Source organism: Promicromonospora sp. NPDC023805 (assembly GCF_040639635.1).
GTDB lineage: Bacteria > Actinomycetota > Actinomycetes > Actinomycetales > Cellulomonadaceae > Promicromonospora.
Genome location: NZ_JBFAAH010000007.1, coordinates 48,631 through 71,165, shown reverse-complemented (window position 1 = coordinate 71,165; position 22,535 = coordinate 48,631). Strand labels below are relative to the sequence as shown.

Here is a 22,535-nt window from a genome sequence, read left to right as displayed (position 1 = left end):
TCGCGCGACTACCGCGCGAGCCCCGACCGGTGCCGCCCCAGCGGGATCACGAGCGGCGTGCCGCTGCGCGGATCGGTGATCACGTCGCACGGCAGGCTGAAGACGTCCTCGACGATCTCCGCGGTCACCACCTCGTCGGGGGTGCCCTCGATGACTATGCGTCCGTTCTTCATCGCGATGAGGTGGTCGGCGTAGCGGCAGGCGAGGCTCAGCTCGTGCAGCACCATGACTATCGTCTTGCCCCGGTCGCGGTTGAGGTCCACGAGCAGGTCAAGCACCTCGATCTGATAGTTCACGTCCAGGAACGTCGTCGGCTCGTCGAGCAGGAGGATGTCGGTGTCCTGCGCGAGCGTCATGGCGATCCACACCCGCTGACGCTGTCCGCCGGAGAGGTCGGCGACCAGGCGGGACACGAGCTCGGCCGTCCCGGTGGCCTCCAGCGCCTCGTCGACGGCGGCGTCGTCGGCGGGGGTCCAGCGGCGGAACCAGCCCTGGTGCGGGTAGCGGCCGCGGCCGACCAGGTCGCCCACGGTGATCGACGACGGCGCGACCGGCGACTGCGGCAGCAGGCCGACCAGGCGCGCGAGGTCGCCCGACCGCATGCCGTGCACGGGAACGCCATCGAGCAGCACCTGACCCGCACGCGGGGTGAGCAGCCGGCTGAGGCCGCGCAGGAGCGTGGACTTGCCGGAGGCGTTCGCGCCGATGATCGCCGTGATCGCGCCGGCGGGTATGTCCGTGGACAGCTCGCGCACGATGTCGGCGCCGTCGTAGCCGAGCGTGAGCCCGGCCACCTCGAATGAATGATCGCTCACGCGCCAGCTCCTATCTCTCGGTACGGCTGTCGGTACGGCTGCCGTTCCGGATCAGCAGCCAGGCGATGTACGGGGCGCCGGTGAGCCCCGTGACGATGCCGGTGGAGATCGGGTACGGCAGCAGGTGCTGCGCGACGACGTCGGCCGTCTGCACGATGATCGCGCCGACCAGGGCCGCGGGCAGTACCCGGTCACCGGCCAGGCCGAGCAGGCGGCCGGCGATCGGTCCGGCCATGAGCGCGACGAAGGCCAGCGGCCCCGCGGCGGCCGTCGCGAGGGCGACGAGCACCACGGCGCACCCGAGCTGCACGGCGGTCTCCGCCTGGGGGCGCACACCCAGCCCCCTGGCGCCGTCGGCGCCGAGCTCCAGCACGCCGAGCCGGCGCGAGAGCGCCATCAGGACGGGAATGACGACGGCGCAGCCGATCGCCAGGCCGATGATCTCGCCCTCCCCCGCCATGCCCACCGAGCCCACGAGCCACGTCATCGCGGCGCGGGCGTCGGAGATCTCGGCGCGGGAGACGAGGTACCCGGTCACGGACTCCAGCATCGCGGCCACGCCCACGCCGATCAGGATGAAGCGGTAGTCCGCGATGCCGCCGCGCCACGCGAGCAGGTAGACGGCAGCCGCCGTCACGAGCGCGCCGGCGAGGCTCGCGACCGACAGCCCGAACCCGCCCGCGCCGAAGAGCACGACGCCTGCGACGGTCGCGCTGCTGGCACCGGCCGAGATCCCGATGATGTCGGGAGCCGCCAGCGGGTTGCGCAGCACACGCTGGAAGATGCTGCCCGCCGCCCCGAGCGCGAGCCCGACCAGCACCGCGGTGACCGCGCGGGGCAGCCTCAGCTCCCGCACGATGAAGTCGACAGAGGGCTCAGCGGACAGGCCGAGCACCGAGCGCAGGACGTCTACCGGGCCGAGCAGGTAGCTGCCGAGCATCATCGAGCACACGAAGACGCAGGCCGCAACGACCGCGAGCGCCGCGGTGACGACGAGGGCGCGGCGCGTGCGGGCGCGGCGTTCGAGCCGGAACATCACAGCTCCACCCCGCGCCGCAGGCGCACTATCGCGATGAAGACCGGCGCCCCGATGATGCCGAGCACCACGCCTACCTGCAGCTCGCCCGGTGACGCCACGAGCCGCCCGACGATGTCGCAGAGCAGCAGCACGAGCGGTCCGAGCACGAGGCTGTAGGCGAGGATCCAGCGGTAGTCCGGCCCGGTGACGAGCCGCACGAGGTGCGGCACCATGAGGCCGAGGAACGCGATGGGTCCGCATGCGGCGGTCGCGGCTCCGCACAGGACCGCCACGACGGCGAACGTGATGATCCGGTTGCGGCGCACGTGCTGTCCGAGCGAGACGGCGAGGGCGTCGCCCAGCGCCAGCAGGTTGAGCTGGCGGGCGAGGAACATCGCGACGATCAGCCCGATCACGATGTAGGGCCCGACCTGCAGGACGACTGGCCAGTACCGTCCGGCGAGCGCGCCGACCTGCCATACGCGCAGCTCCTCGAGCGCGTCCGTGGAGGAGAGCACTATCGCCGACGTGATCGACGAGCAGACGGCGGTGACGACCACGCCGGCGAGCGCCAGCTTGATCGGCGTCGCGCCTTCCCTGCCGAAGGACGCGATCGTGTAGACGGTCGCGGTGGCGGCGCCCGCGCCGAGGAACGCGAGCCAGACGTTCGCGCCGCCGGCCTGGTCGCCCAGGACGAGGATGCCGGTGACGACGGCGACGGCGGCGCCCGCGTTGATGCCCATGATCCCGGGGTCGGCAAGGGGGTTGCGGGCGACGCCCTGCAGGAGGGTGCCGCTGACCGCGAGGGCGGCTCCGGCGAGCACCCCGAGGACCGTGCGGGGCAGCCGCATGTCGAGGATGACCGTCAGGTCGCTCTCGGCCAGGTCCGCGATGTTGATGGTGCGTGAGCCGAGCATTACCGACGCGGCGCAGACGACGAGCAGCGCGCCGGCGGACAGGAGCAGCCCGCCGGCGATGAGTGCGCTGCTCCGTCGGGGGCGGGTGGCGACTGCCGTCATCAGTCGGTGAGGTTCTCGTCAGCCTCGTTGACGAAGTCCGTGAGGTTGCGCAGCTGCTCGGTGTAGTCCGGGTAGGTGTGCAGCCAGTAGGCGGGCCAGGACGTGTAGGCGCCTGCCGCGTAGGCGGTGATGTCCTTGGCGATCGGCTGTGCGTCCAGCGTCTCCTGGTTGGCCGGGTAGCTGCGGTCGTCGAAGAGCAGGACGTCCGGCTGGTAGGAGTCGGCGTTCTCGAAGCTGAGGCTCTCCCAGTAGGGGAACTCGGGGTCGGGCTTCGCCGGGTCTATCACGTCAAGGCCCCACGACTGCAGGTCGAGCAGCTCGGGTGCGTGCTCGGGCACGGCCACCGCGTAGGTGTCCTCGTACGGGCTGATCGCGAGCGCCGTCAGCCCGGGCTTCGCGGCGACGGCGGCCTCGAACTCCTCGACCGCCGTGTCGAACTCGGCCCGCTGCTCGTCGATCACCGAGGTGTCCGCCCCGAGCGACTCGGCCAGCTCGGCGTAGCCCTCGATCAGCTCGACTATCGAGTCGCCCTGCGCTGCGCCGACGACGGGCGCGAGCTCCGCGAGCTTCTTGCTGGACTCCTCGACCCCGTCCTCGAGGCCCGAGTACCCGCCCTCGGCCGGCCACCAGTCGCCGACGATGAGGTCCGGCGCGAGCCCCGCCGCCTTCTCGACGTCGATCTTGCCCCACTCCTCGCCGAGGATCTCGACTCCCTCGAAGTCGGCGCCCTGGAGGCCGACGTCGCTGTCGATGTCGCCGTCCGCGTAGATCCCGACGGGCTTGATCCCGAACTCCATGAGCACCTTGGCCGCGTAGGCGTGCGCGATGATCCGCGTGGGCACCTCGTCCGCGGTGTAGGTCTCGCCGTCGCCGGAGGTGTAGCTCCACGCACCGTCGCCGGACGCCGCGTCGTCAGGTGCGGCGCTGGTGCACCCGGTCAGCAGCGCGACACCGACGGTGAGCGCGATGGGGAGGAGCCGAAGTCGGCGCATGGGCAAGCCCTTCCAAGAGAATTGGGAGTAAAGCAAGGCTTACCTTATCTCGGCGACAAAGCGGATTTGTCCCATCCACCCTTGCGCCCGCGTATCACGCCGCTATCTTGACGTCTTGTAGAGATGTACGTGACCCTCGTAGAGGGCATCAGCCCGGCACCACGTCCGTTCCGTTCCATCCCGTGCACGTCCAGGCAAAGGAGACAACGATGAGCGACAACCCTCAGCTTCTTCACGTGGCCACGTTCTGCGGCAAGTGCGACTGCGGCTGCCCTGAGCTGTTCGTCGACCCGAGCGCCGAGCCCGAGAAGCAGATAGTGATCACCGACGACTTCGGCCAGCGGATCCAGATGAGCCACGACCAGCTCGCGGACCTGGTGGAGCAGGCGCGCAGCGGCGCGCTGGACGCGACGGCGCTCCAGCCGGCCTGACGGCGGGCCGTTCCGCCCGGGATCCCGGTCGACGCAGAGGTGGCTGCCCACGAGCGAATGGGCCGCCACCTTTGCAGTATGGTCCTGCCAGGAGGACCACATGTCAGGCAGGGCACGGGCCGGCAGGACCCCGGCAGGTAGGACCCGCGAGCGCGGACAGCTCGAGGCGGAGGTCATGCGAATCCTCTGGAGCCACGAGGACGCGATCGGAGCGAGAGTCGTCCAGGAGAGCTTCGGGGACGAGCGCGTCCCGGCCTACACGACGCTCCTGACGGTGCTCGACCGCCTCCAGAAGAAGGGTGAGGTCGTCCGGATCGCGACCTCCCCGCGGAAGGTCCGCTTCCGGCCCACCCGTTCGGACGGCGAGCGCGCGGGAGCGGCCATGCTGTCCGTGCTGGAGAGCACCGGCGACCGTGAGGAAGCGCTCGCCCAGTTCGCGGACCACCTGACCGCGCGTGATGCCGAGATGCTGGAACGCGCGCTACGGCCGCGACACGCCCCGAGCCAGCAGCGCGCCGGCTGATCAGCCGCCCGTAGGTCCCAGCCAGGTCAGCCCGCGAGCATGAGCCAGCACATCGCGGCCATCCCGAAGCTCATCGCGGAGCTCGCCAGCAGGTCGGACCCGGCGTGGCCCCGCACCGAACCGCCGCCGCGCAGATGCCGGAGCAGACCGACCAGGAAGACCGTCCCGCCGACCGCGAGGGCCGCGAGCAGCAGCGAACCACTGACCGTGGACCAGGCGCCCAGCTGCGCATGAGCCACCGCGTGGTCCGTGTGGTTCCCGGGCCCCGCCCCGTGTCCCGTCGCGTGTCCCGTCGCGTGTCCCGTCGCGAGCGTCCGCGACGCCGTCAGGCCGGGGTGCATGACCACCACCGCCCAGACCATCGCCAGCATCATGACGGCGTGCACCGTCTGGGTCGCGGGGCTGTCATGGTGGCCGGCCCGCGGGCGTCCCGCCGTCGGGCCGCGCGACAGGGCATCGGCCTGATGCCAGCCGGCGGCGGCGGCGAAGAACACCGCGGCCAGCACGAAGAAGGTCAGCTGCGGCAGCGCGGGCAGCCGGACCCACCACGGCCACACCATCGCGACCATGACGAGGTTCATGCCCAGGTGGCACAAGGAGCCGGCCACGGCGAACGCCCGGCGGCAGGCCACGAGGCGCCACAGGGAGTGCGCGCCGAGCGCGGCGAACAACACTGTCACGATCCACTGCACGACTGGGTCGGACGACACTGGCGCCCCCGCGTTCTCGACTAGCGACAACAGCGATCAAACCGGGGCGACAGTACCACGTGATGTAGAGATGGCGTCGAGATGAGGCAGGGACGACGCCGGCGACGTCAGCCTCGGCCGGCGAGCCAGATCCTGATCGACGCCGGGACCGCGCGCCGCGAGCACGACGGGCGTCATGACACCATCTGCGCGGCGAGGGCCAGCGCGTCGGCGACCTGCTGGCGGTGCACCCGGGTCTGCTTGGGCATGTTCCAGCCGAGGACGCCGCGGGCCACTCCGCCGCTACGGCACAGCGCCACGAACCGGCGCGCGGCCGGGTCGCCCTCGACGACCTCGATCTCGGCGTCGGCGGGGATGAGTCCGTGGACCATCACCTTGACGTCGTACTGGTCGGTCCAGAAGTACGGGACGGGGACGTACGCCTGATCGGCGCCCAGGATGTTCGACGCGACCGCCACCGCCTGCTCGGTCGCGTTCGTCCGGTTCTCCAGCCGCAACAGGGTGTCCAGGCCCAGGTGCCGCCACCGAGCCACGTCGCCGACAGCGTAGATCCCCTCGGCGGCCCGGCACATCGCGTCGCACACTATGCCGTTGTCGACTGCCAGGCCGCTGCCGGCCAGCCACTCGGTCGCCGGGATGCCGCCGATGGCGACGACCACCACATCAGCAGGGAGCTGCTCGCCGGTCTCGAGGACCACTCCGACCACGCGGCCGGCCTCGCCCGCCAGCCCGCTCACCCCGGTGCCGAGCCGCAGCCTGACGCCCCGCTCGGTGTGGAGGTCCCCGAGCAGGCCTCCGGCCCACGGGCCGAACTGGCTCTCCATCGGGACGGACTGCGGCCCGGCCAGGGTGACGTCCAGGCCGAGGCCACGGCCGGTCGCCGCGACCTCGGCACCGAGCACCCCGTCGCCCACCACGACCAGCCGCCGGGCGGTCGCGAGCTCCGCACGCAACGCCACGGAGTCGTCGAGGGTGCGGATCACGTGCACACCCGCCAGGCGGTCCTGGCCCGACGGCGGCTCTGCGGGCTGTGCCTCTACAGACTCTGCCTCCACAAGAAGAGTCCTGGCGTGGACACCGGTGGCGATCACTATCGCGTCGGCGCCGAGTGCGCGGCCCGACTCCGTCCGGACCGTGCGGTTCGCGACGTCCAGGCCGGTGGCCCGGTCGCCGAGCACGAGGTCGGCGTCCAGCGCCCGCAGCGCCGGTTCGGGCCGTAACTGCGCACGGCCTGCGTCCCACGCCCCGGACAGCACCTGCTTGGAGAGCGGCGGCCGGTCGTACGGGAGGTGACGCTCGCCCCCGAGCAGCGTGAGCCGCCCCCCGTACCCCTTGCGGCGCAGCGCCTCGGCGGTGGTCAGGCCGCCCGCCGAGGCGCCGACGATCAGGACGCTCCCCGGCGTGCTCATGGCTCGATCAGGCTGATCGCGGCTGCCGGACAGACGCTCACGGCCTCGCGGACCGCGTCGTGCTGGTCCGCGGCGGGGGCCTCCTCGAGCAGCACCACTATGCCGTCCTCGTCGCGCTGGTCGAACACCTCGGGGGCGATCAGGACGCAGGTCCCCGCACCACAGCACTTGTCTTCCTCGACCATGACCTTCATGACGCTCCTTCGTTCGATGTCGATGTCCGTCACCACTGCACAGGGAGCTTGCTCAGGCCGCCGACGGCGAGCCCCTCCACCCGCTCCAGCTCGTCGACGCCCACCGCCAGCTCCAGCGTCGGCAGCCTGCGCAGCAGCGTCTCCAGAGCGACCTGGAGCTCGGTGCGCGCGAGAGCCTGGCCGAGACAGGAGTGGGCGCCGGCACCGAATGCGAGGTGCGGGTTCGGGCTCCGGGTCAGGACGAGCTCGTCCGCGTCGGCGAACGCCGCCTCGTCCCGGTTCGCCGCGGCCATGCTGCACATGACCGTCGTGCCGCTCGGCACGGCGACGCCGGCCAGCTCGATGTCGGCGTCGATGTAGCGCGTCATCCCGACCCCGGCGTTCGCGTCGAAGCGCAGGGCCTCCTCGACCGTGGACCGGACGAGCTTCGGGTCGGCTAGGAGCCGCTCCCAGCGAGTGCGGTCCGCGAGCAGCATCGCGATCATCTTGGTGATCATGTTCGCGGTGGTCTCGTGCCCAGCCACGAGCAGCGCCACGCCGGTGGCGACCAGCACCGCGTCCGACAGCGGCTCGCCGCCGTCGTCCGTGGCGACGATCAGCTCGCTGAGCAGGTCCTCGCCCGGGGCCGCCCGCTTCAGCGCGACATGGTGGGCCATGTATACGTTGAACTCGGCCATCGCGGTGGCCATCTCCTCCTGCGTGTAGCGGGTCATGCTGAGCATGCAGTCCGACCAGTGGGAGAACTTGTCCCGGTCGGAGTCGGGGACGCCGAGCATGTCGCAGATGACCCAGACCGGGAGCGGGAAGCCGAAGGACGCCTTGAGGTCGGCCGGGCCGCCGTCGGCCACCATGGCGTCGATGAGCTGGTCCGCCATCGCCGTCATGCCCGGCCGCAGTGCGCCCATCCGCTTCGCGGTGAACCACTTGCCGACCAGGCGCCGCCAGGACAGGTGGGCCTCACCCTCCTGCGGCAGGACGGTCGCCATCTCGCCGCCCATGATGCCGCCGTCGTCGGTGTCGGCGACCCGGGCGGCGCCCTTCTTGCCGGTCCCCCGGCCGAACCGCGGGTCGGACAGGATCGCCTTCACGTCGTCGTAGCGGGTCACGAGCGAGGCGGGGTCGCCGGAGGCGAGTCGCACGTGGGCCACCGGGCACTTGGAGCGCAGCTCGGCCCACTCGGCGGGCGGCTCCAGGGCTTCCTTCGAGGTGAACGGAAAGCTCGGGATCTGGGTCTCGGTCATGTGCGGGACCTTTCCGTGGGGGGTCGCGGGTCAGAGTCGGGAACTTCACCCTGCGGGTCCCAGTACAGCGATCAAGCTGGATTAAGTCAAGCGACTGCTTTAACTTGAGAAGGTACTGGTCCTCCCCTGGAAGCACCCGATGGTCCCCGGGCGACGTCGCGGCCTTCCTGCCCCGCCGCACCCAGCTCGATAAGCTATAGCCCTCAACGAACAACGCGAGACAAGAGGTAACAGTGCAAGACAAGCCGACGCGGGCGGACAAGGTCGCCCAGACCCGCGAGCGGATCCTCGACGCCGCCGAACAGCTCTTCGCCGAGCACGGCCTGTCCAATGTGTCCAACCGGCAGATCAGCGAGGCCGCCGGCCAGGCCAACAACTCCGCAGTCGGCTACCACTTCGGTAGCAAGTCCGAGCTGATCAAGGCGGTCGTCAGCCGCCATGTCGTACCCATGGATCAGATTCGTGCACGGCTCCTCACCGAGCTGGGCGACGAGCCCGACGTACGGGACTGGGTGGCCTGCACCGTCAAGCCGATGACCGAGCATCTCGGTTCCCTCACCAGCCCAACCTGGTGGGCCAGGCTCGTCGCCCAGATCATGACCGACCCGAGCCTCTACCTCGCCGAGCTCGACGAGTCGACGACGTCGGACTCCGGGCGCGAGAGCGAGGACGGCCTGCGCCGCAGCCTCCCGGGCCTGCCGGACGACGCGTACGAGGAACGCGAGAGCATGGTCCGCAACCTCGTCATCTACGCCTGCGCCGACCGCGAGCGGGCGCTCGCGGTCGGCAGCCCGACGGCCCGTCCCACCTGGGACACGACGGCGGTCGGCCTGATCGACGCGATAACGGCAATCTGGCAGGCACCCGTCACGCCGATCGACTGACACAGGCCCACGGTTGCGAGCTTGCGGCCGGGCAGAGTGCTGGGCACTGCCCAGCCGCAAGTTCAGCGGGTGCCGACGGTGTCGGCGTTCGCTCCACCCGACCGTGTCTCGTCCGCGTGGTCCTCGTCGGGCTGGGCCAGGGATTCCAGGATCAGGGCGGCGCCATCGTCCTCGACGCTCCTGGTGGCGTAGTTGGCGGCGAACCGGACCAATGCGGGCGCGTTACCCATGGCGACGCCGCGCTCGGCCCAGCTCAACATCGAGATGTCGTTCTCGCTGTCCCCGATGGCGACCGTCCGGCTCTTCGGGATGCCGACTTCACGGCGGAGGGACTCCAGCGCAGTCGCCTTGCTCACCCCACCGGGAGTGACGTCGACCCAGTCCGGCCGGGTCCGGGTGGCGGTCATGCCGAGGGCGCGGATCGACGGCACGAGGTGGGAGGCGTTCACTCCGTAGATGGCGAGGCGCGGGGTTGATCCCGTCCACAGGTCGTCGGGCTGGGCCACCTCGACCTGGACGCCGCCCAACTCCTCGGGCGGGAAGAAGGTCGAGACGTGGTAACCCTCACCCACTATCCCGGCCGCGATCCGCAGGTCAGGGCGGACGACGGTCACGAACTCCACGACTGCCTTCGCATCAACCGTGTGGATCCCGGTCACCTCGTACCCGCCACGGTCCATCCTGGCAACGACAGCGCCGTTCGAGGCGACGATGTGCCCGTCCGCGATCTCGAGGAGGCGAGCGGCGTACAGCGCACCGGACAAGGAACGCCCCGTAGCGAGCACAAGCTCATGCCCGGCGTACCGGGCGGCTCGTATCGCGCCGAGGACAGCCGAGGTTGGGTTCTGGCCTGTCACAAGGAGCGTCCCGTCGATATCGAGCGCTACCAGCCGCCGCGAGACCGTCTGCGCACCCGGTTCAGTTGCGGTCACCAGGCCGATCCCACTGTCCGGAGGCTGTCGGCCACGATGCCCATTGCGAACGTCAGCAGATCTGGCGTCCTCGGTGTCGCGCCCTGATCGTGGAATGGAAGGCCCATCGTTGCTCCCTCTACGCACCCGTCGTCAGCTGTGCTGATCGTGGGCCCGCATGATCGCGGGCCGTCCAGATCCACTTTCAGCGTCCCCGAAGGCCCGGAAGTGACACGCCCGTGTGTCACCTGGCGCTCAGCACTCGGCTCGACCGAGTCGGGGGCTAGGCTCGCCAAGGTCACGGCTCCTGGAGCGGGGATCGGAACCATGAACGACGACGAAGCGATCGGCCGGCGCATCGCGCACTTTCGCAAGGCACGCGGAATGACGCAGGTTGCCCTGGCGCAGCAGGCGTCGATCAGCCTGTCTTTGCTGCGGAAGGTGGAGCAGGAGTCGCGAGAAGCCACTCCGGTCCTGATCGCCGCTGTGGCGAAACCTCTCGCGGTCGACGTGACGACCTTGACCGGACAGCCCTACGACCTCGCTGGTCCGCACCGCGACGTGATCCACGAACTGATCCCGCCAGTCCGGCGCGTCCTCAACTACTGGGATGTACCGCCTGCCCTCGAGACACCACCTCGTCCCGCCGCCGAGATCCTGGCGGACGCACGTGCCGTGGCTCACTTACGGCAAGCGGACCGCAACGTCCAGGCACTCGCACGAGTACCAGCTCTGCTGATGGAAACGACAGCCGCCATCCACACAGCTTCAGCGGCAACGGACAAAGAGCAACTGTTCGACGCCATGGCCACGATGCTGCACCCGACCATGTCCATCCTGCACGCCACCGGCTACGACGACCTGGCCACGATCGTTGCCGACCGCATCGCTTGGACAGCAGCCCAGTGGGGCAATCCACTGGCGGTTGGACTTGCCGCTCATACCCGCACGTCGTCGATGCTCCGGCACGGGACCTACGACGTCGGGCTGCGACTGATCGACAGCGCCCGAGCCGTGCTCGACTCCGCGCCCCACCGAGACGACGCAACGCTGCGAATGATCGGCTCACTACACCTGCGGTCCGCGGACCTGTCAGCACGCGCAGGAAGTGCCGCTGGGGCCAGCGCCCACATCTCCGAGGCACGCGATATCGCTGAGCACCTAGGGGTCGAGACGGACCACCTCTGGCGCAATCTTGCGTTCGGGCCGACGAACACTGCGTTCCACGACGTGGCGACCGCGATCGAGCTCGGCGACGGGGCTCGAGCTCTTGCCGTTGCTCGTGAGCTCCGTATCCCTGACGGGTTCCCGCCCACTCGGACCGGGCACCACTTCATGGACATCGCTCGGGCCTATCTCTGGCAGGGCCGCCATGAACAGGCGCTGGCGAGCCTTCAGCGGGCGCGGCAACTTGCTCCGCAGCAGACACGCCATCACCCCACCACCCGTGAGGTGCTCCGCATGCTCGTCCGTGCGCACCGGCACACAAACAAGCCGCTCGCGCGATTCAACGCCTGGATTGGCGCCGGCGGCTGACAGTCCGCGGCAGGAGAAGCGGCGTCCTACGTGCTCGCGGGTGTCAGCGTGTCGAGGATCGCTTCCCACGGAAAGTCGTCCGCTGCACCGTCGCCCGACTCATGCGGCTCGCTCGGGCCGATCACGACGTTCACGCCCCATTCCTTCAGGACGGCCAGGCTTCCCTGGTAGGTCGGGTGGTCGGCGAACTTGACGTTGATGTACGGCCCGGCAGTGATCGGGATGTTGCGGCCGACCTGTTCGGCCAAGCGGGTCAGGACGTAGGTGTCCGCGATCCCAAGTGCCCATTTCGTGAGCGTGTTATAGGTCGCAGGGGCCACGATCACGGCGTCCGGGTCGGGCAGCGAGTAACCGACAGTGGTGTGGAAGTCCGTCCGTACCGGACGCCCCAGGAACTCCGCGATCTGCTCCATCGCCTCGGGGAAACTACTCACCGCCTGATCGGTGGCCAGAACGTGCACCTCCCAGCCCCGCTCAACAGCCAGCGGCAGGAGCCGTGACGGTACCTGCCGGGTCGCTCCAGCGGCAGTCACCACGACGTACAGCACACCCAAGCTCATGCTTCCGAGGCTACTGCGTCCCGACTCGTAGCCGGTCCGTGGCCTGGCACGCAGATCCGTGGCAATTCGGCAGACCAAGGGCCGCTGACCTGGCGTTACGCCAGCCTCAACGGCCCTAAGTCGGTGGAGCTGCGGGGATTGGAACCTCAAGCTTCTCTACTCGGTGACGAACGTCCTGATGCTCTGCGCCGGGAGCTCCGTGTTGAACGAGCCGTTCGTCATGACCACCCTGTTGTACGAGGCGAGCGTCCGGTTGGCATCCGTCACCCAGGTCGAGAACGCGCCGGAACCCGCGCCCTCCACGCTGACCGGCAGGTAGACCCCAGCGGAGGTCTTGTTGATCGCGACGATCACGAGCTTCGAGCCGTTCGTGAACGCGGTGACGAAGACGTTCGACTCGGGGTTCGCGGTCGCCGTGACACGCCAGTAGCCGGGGCGCACCCACTTCGAGAAGTGCGCCATGTTCGCGCCACGCTTGCTGATCTGCCCGTCCTCGCGCATCGGCCCGTACGAACGGCGGATGTACCACCAGACGTACGCCTGGAACCGGCCGTGCAGGAGGGCGTTGTGCATGTTCTCACCGGTGGCGAGCGCCTGCGGCCACAGGTCTCCCGAGTCACTGCTGTTGGGGTGGTAGACCTCCGTCATCCACAGCTCCTTGCCCGCGCCCTTCTGCGCGAAGAGCGGGTAGGCGAGGTCCGCGGTCGGGGTGCCGTACAGGTGCGCCCCGAGGATGTCGACGTTGGCCAGGGCCGCGGGGTCGTTGAGGATCGGGTCGGAGAGGTTCTTCCGGTACTGGAACGACTCCGGCGCGATGACCCTGGCGTCGATAGTTCCGGCGTTCTCGCGGAGGAACCGGACGATCTCGGCAGGCGTCCACGCCGTCCAGTCGTGCGCGTAGTCGGGTTCGTTCTGGACGGAGATCCCGTAGAGGGGCACGCCGCGGTCGCGCATGTAGCGCACGAAGTCGTTCAGGTGCCGGGCGTAGTTGCCGTACTGGTCGTAGCGCAGCCGCTTGCCGCCGGAGAAGGTCTCCGTCATCGACGCCGGCGGGTTCCACGGCGACGCGAAGACCTTGGCCCCGAGCTCGGTCGCGCGCTTTGCCGTCGCGACCTCTCCGGCCCACCGTGCCGAGTCCTCGTGGACGGGGATGCGCAGGATCGTGAAGCCGAGCTGGCCCGCGCCGTTCCCGAACGCCGTCTCACGCTGTGCCGCCGTGAGGTCGCTGATCCAGGCCGTGTGGTTCATGCCGCCGAAGCCTTGGATCGTCTGCTGCCGGATCGACGGCTGGACGAGCACCTGGGCCGCGGCGGCCGGCTGCGCCGACACGAGGCCGACCGTACCCACCGCCGTGGTGGCGGAGAGCGTGAGGAAGGCCCGCCTGCTGACGGGGTCGAAGCGCGGCTCGTCGGTTCTCCTGGGAAGCAGCATCATTGCCCTCTCTGTCGTCGGAGCGCTGTGAAACGTTATCCACGCGGCCCCACCGCTCGTCGTCGAGCGGTGGGCGCGTACCTCACGGACGGCCGGGCTCCGTCACCCGGATACTTCTGTCGAACGGTACGGCGGGCACGATACGCCGCCTACCCGCCGGACGTCGACCATGGCGTCGGCCAGGACGACGATCCGGCGGCGTCGATCAGCAGCGTCACTCATCGGTGTCAGTCGTCGGCACCCAGCTCCAGCGCGACGGTGACGTACGAGTGCGCGGGCACGTCGAGCTCGAGGCCGCGCGGGTGCCTGCGGATCTCCTCCAGCTTGCGCGGCGCCACCGCCTCGGGCTGCTCGGGCGTGTTGTGGCCGTGCAGCTCCGGAGCGGTCAGGATCTGCGCCGAGAAGCCGACGACGTCGCGGCCGCGCAGGTCGAGCACGACGGTGCGGGCCTGGGCGGCGTCGAGGTGGGACAGCGAGACGTGCGCCGTCGAACCCTTGGTGGACGCGGAGGCCGAGAGGAGCTGCATCTCCTTGCCCTCGACCGATCGCGTAGCGGCCGGCGCGACGACGTGCGCGGCGAGCGACGTGGCGTCGTGGTGCGGGGCGTTCATCGCGAAGACGTGGTACGTCGGGGTGAGCACGAGTGCGCCGGTGTCCGGGTCGGTGAGGATCATCGCCTGCAGCACGTTCACCGTCTGGGCGATGTTCGCCATGACCACGCGGTCCGCGTGCCGGTGGAACGCGTCGAAGTGGATGCTGGCGACCAGCGCGTCGCGCAGGGTGTTCTGCTGGTACAGGAATCCGGGGTTGGTGCCGGGCTCGACGTTCCACCACGTGCCCCACTCGTCGACCACGAGGCCCACACGCTTGTTGGGGTCGTAGCGGTCCATCACCGTGCTGTGCCGGGTGAGCAGCTCGTCCATGTGCCCCGCACGGGACAGGGCGAGGTACCACTCGTCCTCGGTAAAGGCGGTGGCGCTGCCCTTGTCCTCCCAGGGACCGGTCATCGTGTAGTAGTGCAGCGAGATCCCCTGGAACGGGCCCGCCGGTCCCTCGGCCCCGTCGAGCGGGCCGAAGGACTTCATGAGGACCTCCGTCCAGTGGTAGTCGGCGTCCGCGGCGCCCGCTGCGATGCGGTACACGTCGTTGCCCGCGTGGTTGCGCACGTACGTCGAGTACTGCCGCGCCAGCGAGGCGAACTGCTCGACCCGCAGGTTGCCGCCGCAGCCCCACGCCTCGTTGCCCAGGCCGAAGAACGGAACCTTCCACGGCTCCTCCCGGCCGTTCTGCCGGCGCAGCGCCGCCATCGGGGAGTCGTCGGCGCGGGTGAGGTACTCGATCCACTCGCTCATCTCCGCCACCGTGCCCGAGCCCACGTTGCCGCTGATGTACGCGTCCGCGCCGAGCAGCTCGCAGAGCGCCATGAACTCGTGCGTCCCGAACGAGTTGTCCTCGACGACGTCGCCCCAGTGGGAGTTGACCATCCGCGGGCGTTCCGCACGCGGGCCGATGCCGTCGCGCCAGTGGTAGTCGTCGGCGAAGCATCCGCCGGGCCAGCGCAGGTTCGGGATCTGGAGCGCCCGCAGGGCCTCGACGACGTCGAGCCGGATGCCGCCGACGTTCGGGATCGGCGAGTCCTCGCCCACCCAGAACCCGCCGTAGATGCAGCGTCCGAGATGTTCGGCGAAGTGCCCGTAGACGTGCCGGCTGATCGTGGGACCCGGCAGGTCGAGATCGATCACTACGCGGGCGGACTCGGCGGGCAGATCGGTGGACAGATCGGCGGGCAGATCGGCGGGCAGCTCAGTGGGCATGGGGAAAGGCCTTCCGGACGGAGGGGGTCGACCGAGGTATCGTTTCCTCAAGGGCCCAGGGATCCGCCTTCATAGCCGGTATTCACTGGTCCTCGTCGATGCGGTAACGATTCCCTCGGTGGATGCGGATGTCAAGAGGCGTCCTGCGGTCGAGACGGTGAGGAAAGTTCGTATGAGTACCGGCCCACGTGCGGTGACCATCGGCGACGTCGCACGGGCGGCGCAGGTCTCGACCACCACCGTGTCGAAGGTGATCAACGGGCTCCCTCGGGTCGCGCCGCGGACCCGCGAGCGCGTGCTGGACGTGGTCGCCGAGCTCGGCTACCAGGCGAATCCCACCGCGCGGAACCTGCGGGCGGGCCGCACGGACGCCATAGGCCTGCTGGTGCCGGAGCTCGACCGGCCGTACTTCGGCCAGCTCGCGACCCGCCTCGCCGACGCCCTGGAGCCCACCGGCAGGCACCTCGTCGTCCAGCGCTCGGGCCTGAGCCGGGCCGACGAGCTCGCTGCCGCCTCGTTCGCCCGCCTCCGCATGTACGACGGTGTGATCATCACCGTCGTCGGGCTCAACCCGCCCGACCTGGAGCAGCTCAACTTCCGGACGCCGGTGGTGCTCGTCGGCGAGCGCCCGCTCCCCCGGACGTTCGACCACGTGATGATGGACAACGTCGAGGGCGCCGCGACCGCCACCGCACACCTGCTCGAACGAGGGTCCCGTCGCATAGTGATGCTGGGCGGGCGGCAGGGCACGACGGAGCAGGACATGCCGACGCTGCGCACGCTGGGCTACTACAAGGCGCACGCCCGCCTGGGTGTCCCGCTCGACGAGCGGCTCGTCGCGCCGGTCCGGCTGCTGGACATGGCGTCCGGTTACGCGGCGGTCCGCCGTCTCGCCGACGACGGCGTCGCGTTCGACGGCATCGTCGCGGCCACCGACGTCGTGGCCATCGGTGCGCTGCGTGCCCTCGGGGACCTCGGGATCCGCGTTCCAACGGACGTCCAGGTCGTCGGGTTCGACAACATCGACGAGACGGAGTTCACCACGCCACGGCTCACCTCCGTCGACCCTGGCAACGAGCAGATCGCCGCCACCGTCCTCCGGTTCCTGGAGTCCCGGATGGCCGCTCACTCGAGCGAGCAGCCCGAGGCGGCGTCCGAGCCGACCGCCGAGGTGACCATCCCCGCGCGGCTCGTGGTCCGGGAGTCGACGCGGCCCGCGTAGCCCCGCTCGCCCGGCGACCAGCCGGCCGGCTCAGCCCGCAGCGCCTCCGGGCTTGCTGCGCTTGGCCTCCTGGACGGCCTCGTAGCGGTCCAGGGCTACCGCACGTTCGTGCTTGTGGTCCACGACGGGCGACGGATATCCGGCCGGCGGGCCTCCTGGCAGTGTCCAGGGCTTGTGCACCGCTCTACCGGGCACGTCCGCGAGCTCCCGGACATAGGTCCGCACGTAGTCGCCGTCCGGGTCGAACCGTTCGCCCTGCAGCACCGGGTTGAACACCCGGAAGAACGGTGCCGCGTCGGTGCCGCTGCCGGCCACCCACTGCCAGCCGTGCTGGTTGGAGGCGAGGTCGCCGTCGACGAGCAGGCGCATGAAGTGCCTGGCGCCCCACCACCACGGCAGGTGCAGGTCCTTGACGAGGAACGATGCGGTGATCATGCGCACCCGGTTGTGCATCCATCCCTCGGCCAGGAGCTGCCGCATCCCGGCGTCGACGACGGGAAACCCGGTGCGCCCCTCCTGCCAGGCGGCGAACAGCCGGTCGGCGTCCGGCCCGGAGTCGGTCTCGAGCGCGTCGAAGGCGCGGTCGTAGTTACGACGAGCGGAGTCCGGGCGCTGGTCGAGGACGTCCGCGTAGAAGTCGCGCCACGCGAGCTCGTTGCGGTACGACCGCGCCCCGTCCGACGTCCGATCCGCGAGGTCGGCGAGCAGGGTGCGGGGATGCACGCAGCCGTACTTCAGGTAGACCGACATGCGTGAGGTACCGGGCTGGTCCGGCCGGTCGCGGCCCTCCGCGTACTCCTGGAGATGATCCTGCAGGAACTGCTGCCAGCGGCGCCTCGCCGCCGCCTCGCCGGGCTCGGGCAGGTCCGCGTCGACGGCGGGCGGGGCGGGCACCGCCGCCGCCCGCACCCCGACCGTCGCAGGGTCGATCCAGTCCAGGGAGCCGGCTCCGGTGTCTGCCGGGGCGCGCCAGCCGTGGTCGGCCCACGCCCTGCTGAACGGGGTGAACACGCGGTAGCGGCCGCCGTCCCCGGACCGGACCCGGCCCGGCGCCACCGCGTAGGGAGAACCGGTACGCACCAGCTCGCGATCCTCCTCGGCCAGCGCACGCTCCACTGCACGGTCCCGGTCCTGGCCGTAGGGCCCGAAGTCGGCAGCGATGTGGACCGTCCCGGCGCCGACCTCGCGGGCTACCTGCGGGACGACGTCCACCGGGTCTCCCTCGACGACCAGGAGGCGGCCGCCAAGGCTCTGGTTCAGCTCGCGCAGGCAGCCGTACAGGAACCACAGCCGTGCCTCCCCCGCGGGCTTGAGCAGGTGCGGGTCGAGCACGAACAGGGCGAGAGCGGGCGAGCTCTCGCCGACGGCGAGGAACGTGGGCTGGTCGGCCACGCGGAGGTCGCGGCGGAACCACACCAGGGCCGGGGACTCGGTCATGTCCGCACCAACGTAACCGTGACACGTGCGTGCTGCCATCCGCGTCACTAGGCCGGACCCGGCAGCGGCGGACCCGGCAACGGCGGAGTGAGATCGTGCGGGCGGCAGGGCTCAGGGCGACACTGGAGGGCCACCGTCCCGAACCTCGCCGGAGCCGCTCATGCGCCGTGTCACCGCCGACCGCGGCCTCGTGACGCCTGAGTGCACGCCGACCGTGTCGGTGGTCGTCCCCGTACGCGACGACGCGCGGGAGCTGGACGTGTGCCTGTCCCTGCTCGCGCGCCAGACCGTGGCGCCGCTGGAGGTCGTAGTGGTCGACAACGGTTCGACCGACTCGTCCGCCGCGGTGGCGCACCGCTGGGGCGCCGTGGTGGTCGGCGAACCGCGCATCGGGATCCCCGCCGCGGCGGCGACCGGGTACGACGTCGCAAGAGGCGCGGTCATCGCGCGGCTCGACGCCGACTCCCGGCCCGGCCCACGGTGGGTGCAGACGGTGGTGGAACGGATGTCCGCCGATGAGGGCCTCGACGCGCTCACCGGGACCGGCAGCTTCTACGACGCACCACGGGGCCTGCGGACCGTTGCGTCGGTCGCCTACCTGGGGTCGTACTACGCGCTCTGCCACCTCGCGGTCGGGCACACCGCCCTGTGGGGGTCGTGCATGGCGATGCGCTCCAGCGCGTGGCGAGCCGTACGCCAGGACGTCGTGCGCGACGACTCGGAGGTGCACGACGACCTCGACCTGGCGTTCCGGCTCGGCCCGCACCGACGCATCCGGCTCGACCGCTCGTGGCGGGTGGGGGTGTCCGCGCGCAGCCTGCGCGGGCGGCGGCAGCGACGTCGGCGCCTCGATCGCGCCTGGCACACCCTGCGCATCAACTGGCAGGTCTCACCTCCGTGGGAGCGGTGGCGACGCCGCTGGCCGCTGCCCGGTCAGGTCCCCGCGCCGTGAGGGCGGCGTACCGAGATGCCGGTGGTGAGCTTGGTCGGGGCGTCCAGGCCTGCGTCGTCGTCGACCCCCACGCCCAGCCGGTCCACCAGCTCCCCGCCCAGCCATGCGGTGGCGCCCGAGATCCCGAGCGCCAGCAGGCCGAGGACGAGCGCCGCGGCGCTCGGAACGTTGTTCTCGGCCCCGGTCCGCAGCAGCCAGCTGACGAAGAACACGACGAGCACGACGAGGTTCCCGATGCCGTGCAGGAACCCGATGCGCCTGGCCCGGGTACCACGAGGGATCGCGAGGTAGTCGATCAGGCCGAACACCGCCGCGACGACCCCCATGACGAGGCCTGCCGCGATCATGAGATACGACGCGGAGGCGAACCGGACGTCGTCGGCCACCAGACCGATCACGTCGAAGACGACAGCGGTCGCGAGCAGCCCGAGCGGGAAGACGATCAGCTGCTGATGGACCGCGTGTCCCGCGGCCTTGGCTCTGCTCTCCATCTCGCACCCTTCCGACGTGACGAGCCCGCCGGTCGACGGCGGAGTCAGCTTCTGCTGAGCTGGCACGTTCACGCTAACCACGTCTGCCGCCACTCGCTCGACCTGGGCCGATGGGGCAGGCTCATGCATCTCGGCCGGACAATACGGACAGGTAAAATTCACCCGCACGTGGGTGTGTCGTCGGGTCCGCGTCGAGTAGGCGGGCCAGTATTCCCCCCGGTAGTCCCAACCGAGAGGGGAACAACGTGTCCGAGAACCACAGCACCGCGTCCATCCAGAAGCACAGCGCCGTGTCCACGATGCTCAGGATGCTCGTCGTCCTGACCGCCATGGTCGGTTTCGTCGCCGGCGGCGTCACCGTCGCGCAGCCGGCCGACGCGAGCGTCTTCAACTCCTGCACGCACAGCGGCTGCGCGGAGGCGTACTCCTCGAACTCGATCTGGAGCTCCAAGGGCTACCCGAGCACGCGCGGCTGGGTCAGCTGGCCGAACGGCCAGTGCAACTTCGCGGGCGGCGTGCACCGCAACTCCGAGGGTCAGCTCCCCGCCGGCCACTCCTACCTCGAGTTCGACGTCACGCCGCGTGCCTGCAACGCCGCGCGGCAGTCCTACCGGCTCATCCTGGACCGCACCAACGGCGACCTCTACTTCTCGCCGAACCACTACGGCGACTTCTACAAGATGTGACCTGGCCCGTGTGCTGCGTCCGGCCCTGTCAAGGGCCGGACGCAGCGCACGGACCCGGCTCTGAGCGGACGGATAGCCTCGGACCATGACTCGTGACCTCCCCGTGCTCGTCGTCGACGGGACGCGGTTCGGCGACCTCGACGGCTTCGCCAGTGAGTTCTCCCGGCTGCTGAGCGGGTACACCTGGCGAGGGAACCTCGATGCCCTCAACGACGTGCTCCGCGGGGGGTACGGGACCCCCGACGGCGGCTGGACGCTGAGGTGGGTCGCCTCGGAGGCGTCCCGGGTGGCGCTCGGCCACGCGGAGACGGCCCGTCGGCTGGAGCGGCTGCTGCCCGGCGTCGATCCGTCGAACCGCGCGGCCTTCGAGGCGAGGCTCGATGCGGCGCGACGAGGCGAGGGCCCGACGCTGTTCGACGAGATAGTCGCCATCGTCCGCGAGCACGGGCCCGGTGGCTCGGAGTCCGCGGACGGGATCCTGCTCGAGCTGAACTGAGGTTCGGCCCGAGGCCCGCGGCCGGATCAGGTCAGGTGATCGAAGTCGCCCCGGGCCCACGCCGCGTGCCGCTCCGCAGAACGCAGCACGACCTCGCGCGCGTCGACGGGGATGGCGCCCCGGAAGTTGTTGTAGAGCCTGTCGAACTCGAACCGCCTGACGTGGTGCGCGATCCGCAGCACGACCGCACCCGAGAGCGGGATCCGGTTCGGGTAGCTGCGCATGAACGAGACGGACGTCCGGTCGGGGTTGGCGAAGATCGTGTCGCCGCCCAGCAGCACGCCCTTGCCCGAGGCCCCGGCCGCCCAGTGCGCCACCGTCGAGCCCGGGAAGTGCCCGCCGGGCTGGCTGAGCGTGATGCCGGGCAAGATCTCTCGGTCCTCCTTCCAGAGCTCGACGGCGTCGTCGGACCGGGCGAGCCAGCCGGCGTCGGCCTCACTGACCAGGACCGGGACGCCGTCGAGCCGGCGGCTCCACTCGACCTGCACCCCGTACATGTGCGGATGGCTCGCCACGATGTACGCCAGCCCGCCCATACCGTGGACCGCGGCGACCGCCGCGTCGTCGAGGTAGGCCGGGACGTCGAACATCAGGTTGCCGCCGGCGGTGCGGACGATCTTCGCGGTGGGGCCGATACCGACGTCGGGCATGGTGGTGAGGCCGTACAGGTCGGGCTCGAGCTCCTCGACGGCGATGCTCTGCCCCTCGGCAGCGAGCTCGTCGAGGGTGGTCCAGCGCTGCCCGTCGGCCGGCACCAGCTCGCGCTCGTCGGCGCAGATGGCGCACACGGCGGGCCGCTTCTCGTGCTCGACGCCGCACCTGGCGCAGATCCAGAACGTCACGCGACAGCTCCCCTCGCCCGCTACAGCAGGCGTCCGCCGGTCACACCGATGCGGTCGCCGGTGATGTAGCTCGACTCCTGGGACGCGAAGAACACGTACGCCGGCGCCAGCTCGGCGGGCTGGCCGGGGCGGCCCAACGGCGTGTCGGCGCCGAACTGCTCCACCTTCTCCTCCGGCATCGTGGCGGGGATCAGGGGGGTCCAGATCGGCCCCGGCGCCACCGCGTTGACGCGGATGCCTTCCGGCGCGAGCTGCTGCGCCAGCCCCTTGGTGAAGTTGAGGATCGCCGCCTTGGTCGTGGCGTAGTCGAGCAGCTGGGGGCTGGGCTCGTACGCCTGGACCGACGTCGTGTTGATGATCGACCCGCCCTCGGGCAGGTGGTCCAGCGCGGCCTTGGTGATCCAGAACAGCGCGTAGACGTTGGTCTTCAGCACCCGGTCGAGCTGGTCCGTCGTGATACCGCGCAGCCCCTCGTCCTGGGACATCTGGTACGCGGCGTTGTTCACGAGGATGTCCAGGCCCCCGAGCCCGTCCGCCGCGTCGGCGACGAGCCGGCCGCAGAACTCCTCGTCCCGGATGTCGCCCGGCAGCAGCACCGCCTTGCGGCCCGCGTCCTCGACCCAGTGCGCCGTCGTCCGGGCGTCCGGCTCCTCCTCCGGCAGGTAGGAGATCGCGACGTCGGCGCCCTCGCGCGCGAACGCGATCGCCACCGCTCGTCCGATGCCGGAGTCACCGCCAGTGATCAGCGCCCGCTTGCCGTCCAGCCGGCCGGATCCCCGATACGTGGACTCCCCGTGGTCCGGCTCCTGCGACATGTCTCCCGTACGGCCGGGCGGCTGCAGGTCGTCCGCCGGCTGCTCCGGCTGCGGGTGCTGGGTGGTGGGGTCCTGCGGCGTGGTCTGGTCCGACATGTGTCACTCC

Annotated in this window: 24 protein-coding genes; 8 read left to right on the top strand and 16 right to left on the bottom strand. The window is 70.4% G+C overall.

From position 1 onward, the window contains the following. Positions 1-8: 8 nt before the first annotated feature. The 4 genes from AB0F70_RS09500 to AB0F70_RS09485 are packed head-to-tail and all read right to left on the bottom strand — an operon-like array spanning position 9 to position 3,844. The gene (locus tag AB0F70_RS09500; protein ID WP_357446693.1) at positions 9-815 is read right to left on the bottom strand and encodes an ABC transporter ATP-binding protein; all 807 of its coding nucleotides are present in this window, start codon (positions 813-815) and stop codon (positions 9-11) included. Positions 816-825: 10 nt separating this feature from the next. Then, positions 826-1,851 (bottom strand): iron chelate uptake ABC transporter family permease subunit, encoded by a 1,026-nt coding sequence (locus AB0F70_RS09495; protein ID WP_357446690.1) that lies wholly within the window; start codon positions 1,849-1,851, stop codon positions 826-828. After that, a complete protein-coding gene (locus tag AB0F70_RS09490) occupies positions 1,851-2,852 on the bottom strand; it encodes an iron ABC transporter permease (RefSeq protein WP_357446687.1) in 1,002 nt (333 codons plus the stop codon). The genes AB0F70_RS09495 and AB0F70_RS09490 overlap by 1 nt, the downstream gene beginning before the upstream one ends. Further along, complete coding sequence (locus AB0F70_RS09485) at positions 2,852-3,844, bottom strand: ABC transporter substrate-binding protein (RefSeq protein WP_357446684.1); 993 nt, start codon at positions 3,842-3,844, stop codon at positions 2,852-2,854. Before AB0F70_RS09485 ends, AB0F70_RS09490 begins: the two co-directional genes overlap by 1 nt. A 209-nt stretch (positions 3,845-4,053) precedes the next feature. Here AB0F70_RS09485 and AB0F70_RS09480 point away from each other — a divergent pair, with 209 nt between their 5' ends. Continuing rightward, complete coding sequence (locus AB0F70_RS09480) at positions 4,054-4,275, top strand: hypothetical protein (protein ID WP_357446681.1); 222 nt, start codon at positions 4,054-4,056, stop codon at positions 4,273-4,275. A 100-nt stretch (positions 4,276-4,375) separates the two neighbouring features. Then, positions 4,376-4,798, top strand: coding sequence for a BlaI/MecI/CopY family transcriptional regulator (locus tag AB0F70_RS09475; RefSeq protein ID WP_357446678.1), 423 nt, complete (start codon positions 4,376-4,378; stop codon positions 4,796-4,798). A 26-nt stretch (positions 4,799-4,824) separates the two neighbouring features. Here AB0F70_RS09475 and AB0F70_RS09470 read toward each other — a convergent pair whose 3' ends face one another. From AB0F70_RS09470 to AB0F70_RS09455, 4 genes are all read right to left on the bottom strand, one after another. Next, complete coding sequence (locus AB0F70_RS09470) at positions 4,825-5,478, bottom strand: DUF5134 domain-containing protein (RefSeq protein ID WP_357446675.1); 654 nt, start codon at positions 5,476-5,478, stop codon at positions 4,825-4,827. Positions 5,479-5,681: 203 nt separating this feature from the next. Beyond that, complete coding sequence (locus AB0F70_RS09465; protein WP_357446672.1) at positions 5,682-6,917, bottom strand: FAD-dependent oxidoreductase; 1,236 nt, start codon at positions 6,915-6,917, stop codon at positions 5,682-5,684. Continuing rightward, complete coding sequence (locus AB0F70_RS09460) at positions 6,914-7,111, bottom strand: ferredoxin (protein WP_357446669.1); 198 nt, start codon at positions 7,109-7,111, stop codon at positions 6,914-6,916. The genes AB0F70_RS09465 and AB0F70_RS09460 overlap by 4 nt, the downstream gene beginning before the upstream one ends. 29 nt (positions 7,112-7,140) lie before the next feature. Further along, positions 7,141-8,352: a cytochrome P450 gene (locus AB0F70_RS09455; protein WP_357446666.1), complete on the bottom strand. Its 1,212-nt coding sequence runs from the start codon at positions 8,350-8,352 to the stop codon at positions 7,141-7,143. 233 nt (positions 8,353-8,585) lie between these two features. Here AB0F70_RS09455 and AB0F70_RS09450 point away from each other — a divergent pair, with 233 nt between their 5' ends. Further along, positions 8,586-9,236, top strand: coding sequence for a TetR family transcriptional regulator (locus tag AB0F70_RS09450; protein WP_357446663.1), 651 nt, complete (start codon positions 8,586-8,588; stop codon positions 9,234-9,236). Between the two features lie 62 nt (positions 9,237-9,298). Here the strand turns inward: AB0F70_RS09450 and AB0F70_RS09445 are convergent, their stop codons facing one another. After that, on the bottom strand, positions 9,299-10,168 hold the full coding sequence (locus tag AB0F70_RS09445; RefSeq protein WP_357446660.1) for an HAD family hydrolase: 870 nt from the start codon (positions 10,166-10,168) through the stop codon (positions 9,299-9,301). Positions 10,169-10,474: 306 nt separating this feature from the next. Here AB0F70_RS09445 and AB0F70_RS09440 point away from each other — a divergent pair, with 306 nt between their 5' ends. Further along, on the top strand, positions 10,475-11,683 hold the full coding sequence (locus AB0F70_RS09440; protein WP_357446657.1) for a helix-turn-helix transcriptional regulator: 1,209 nt from the start codon (positions 10,475-10,477) through the stop codon (positions 11,681-11,683). A gap of 26 nt (positions 11,684-11,709) precedes the next feature. Here AB0F70_RS09440 and AB0F70_RS09435 read toward each other — a convergent pair whose 3' ends face one another. From AB0F70_RS09435 to AB0F70_RS09425, 3 genes are all read right to left on the bottom strand, one after another. Then, a complete protein-coding gene (locus AB0F70_RS09435; protein WP_357446654.1) occupies positions 11,710-12,243 on the bottom strand; it encodes a flavoprotein in 534 nt (177 codons plus the stop codon). 156 nt (positions 12,244-12,399) lie between these two features. After that, the gene (locus tag AB0F70_RS09430; RefSeq protein ID WP_357446651.1) at positions 12,400-13,677 is read right to left on the bottom strand and encodes a glucuronoxylanase; all 1,278 of its coding nucleotides are present in this window, start codon (positions 13,675-13,677) and stop codon (positions 12,400-12,402) included. A 224-nt stretch (positions 13,678-13,901) separates the two neighbouring features. Next, on the bottom strand, positions 13,902-15,488 hold the full coding sequence (locus AB0F70_RS09425) for an alpha-L-arabinofuranosidase C-terminal domain-containing protein (RefSeq protein ID WP_357446648.1): 1,587 nt from the start codon (positions 15,486-15,488) through the stop codon (positions 13,902-13,904). A 172-nt stretch (positions 15,489-15,660) separates the two neighbouring features. On the opposite strand from AB0F70_RS09425, the gene AB0F70_RS09420 reads away from it, so the two are divergent. Beyond that, entirely contained in the window at positions 15,661-16,710 is a 1,050-nt protein-coding gene (locus AB0F70_RS09420; RefSeq protein ID WP_357446645.1) for a LacI family DNA-binding transcriptional regulator, read from the top strand. Between the two features lie 30 nt (positions 16,711-16,740). Here AB0F70_RS09420 and AB0F70_RS09415 read toward each other — a convergent pair whose 3' ends face one another. Then, complete coding sequence (locus AB0F70_RS09415) at positions 16,741-18,147, bottom strand: deoxyribodipyrimidine photo-lyase (RefSeq protein ID WP_357446642.1); 1,407 nt, start codon at positions 18,145-18,147, stop codon at positions 16,741-16,743. Between the two features lie 160 nt (positions 18,148-18,307). Here AB0F70_RS09415 and AB0F70_RS09410 point away from each other — a divergent pair, with 160 nt between their 5' ends. Next, the gene (locus AB0F70_RS09410) at positions 18,308-19,099 is read left to right on the top strand and encodes a glycosyltransferase family A protein (RefSeq protein ID WP_357446639.1); all 792 of its coding nucleotides are present in this window, start codon (positions 18,308-18,310) and stop codon (positions 19,097-19,099) included. Here the strand turns inward: AB0F70_RS09410 and AB0F70_RS09405 are convergent. Further along, on the bottom strand, positions 19,081-19,662 hold the full coding sequence (locus AB0F70_RS09405) for a DUF2231 domain-containing protein (protein WP_357446636.1): 582 nt from the start codon (positions 19,660-19,662) through the stop codon (positions 19,081-19,083). The genes AB0F70_RS09410 and AB0F70_RS09405 overlap by 19 nt on opposite strands. Positions 19,663-19,835: 173 nt before the next feature. Between AB0F70_RS09405 and AB0F70_RS09400 the strand changes: the two genes are divergently transcribed. Next, entirely contained in the window at positions 19,836-20,276 is a 441-nt protein-coding gene (locus AB0F70_RS09400; RefSeq protein ID WP_357446633.1) for a ribonuclease domain-containing protein, read from the top strand. 85 nt (positions 20,277-20,361) lie between these two features. Beyond that, positions 20,362-20,772 carry a barnase inhibitor gene (locus AB0F70_RS09395; RefSeq protein ID WP_357446630.1) on the top strand — a complete coding sequence of 137 codons (411 nt, stop codon included), beginning with the start codon at positions 20,362-20,364 and terminating at the stop codon, positions 20,770-20,772. Positions 20,773-20,798: 26 nt separating this feature from the next. Here AB0F70_RS09395 and AB0F70_RS09390 read toward each other — a convergent pair whose 3' ends face one another. Continuing rightward, positions 20,799-21,614 (bottom strand): hydrolase, encoded by an 816-nt coding sequence (locus tag AB0F70_RS09390; RefSeq protein WP_357446627.1) that lies wholly within the window; start codon positions 21,612-21,614, stop codon positions 20,799-20,801. Between the two features lie 20 nt (positions 21,615-21,634). Then, positions 21,635-22,525 (bottom strand): SDR family oxidoreductase, encoded by an 891-nt coding sequence (locus AB0F70_RS09385; RefSeq protein WP_357446624.1) that lies wholly within the window; start codon positions 22,523-22,525, stop codon positions 21,635-21,637. Positions 22,526-22,535 lie beyond the last annotated feature (10 nt).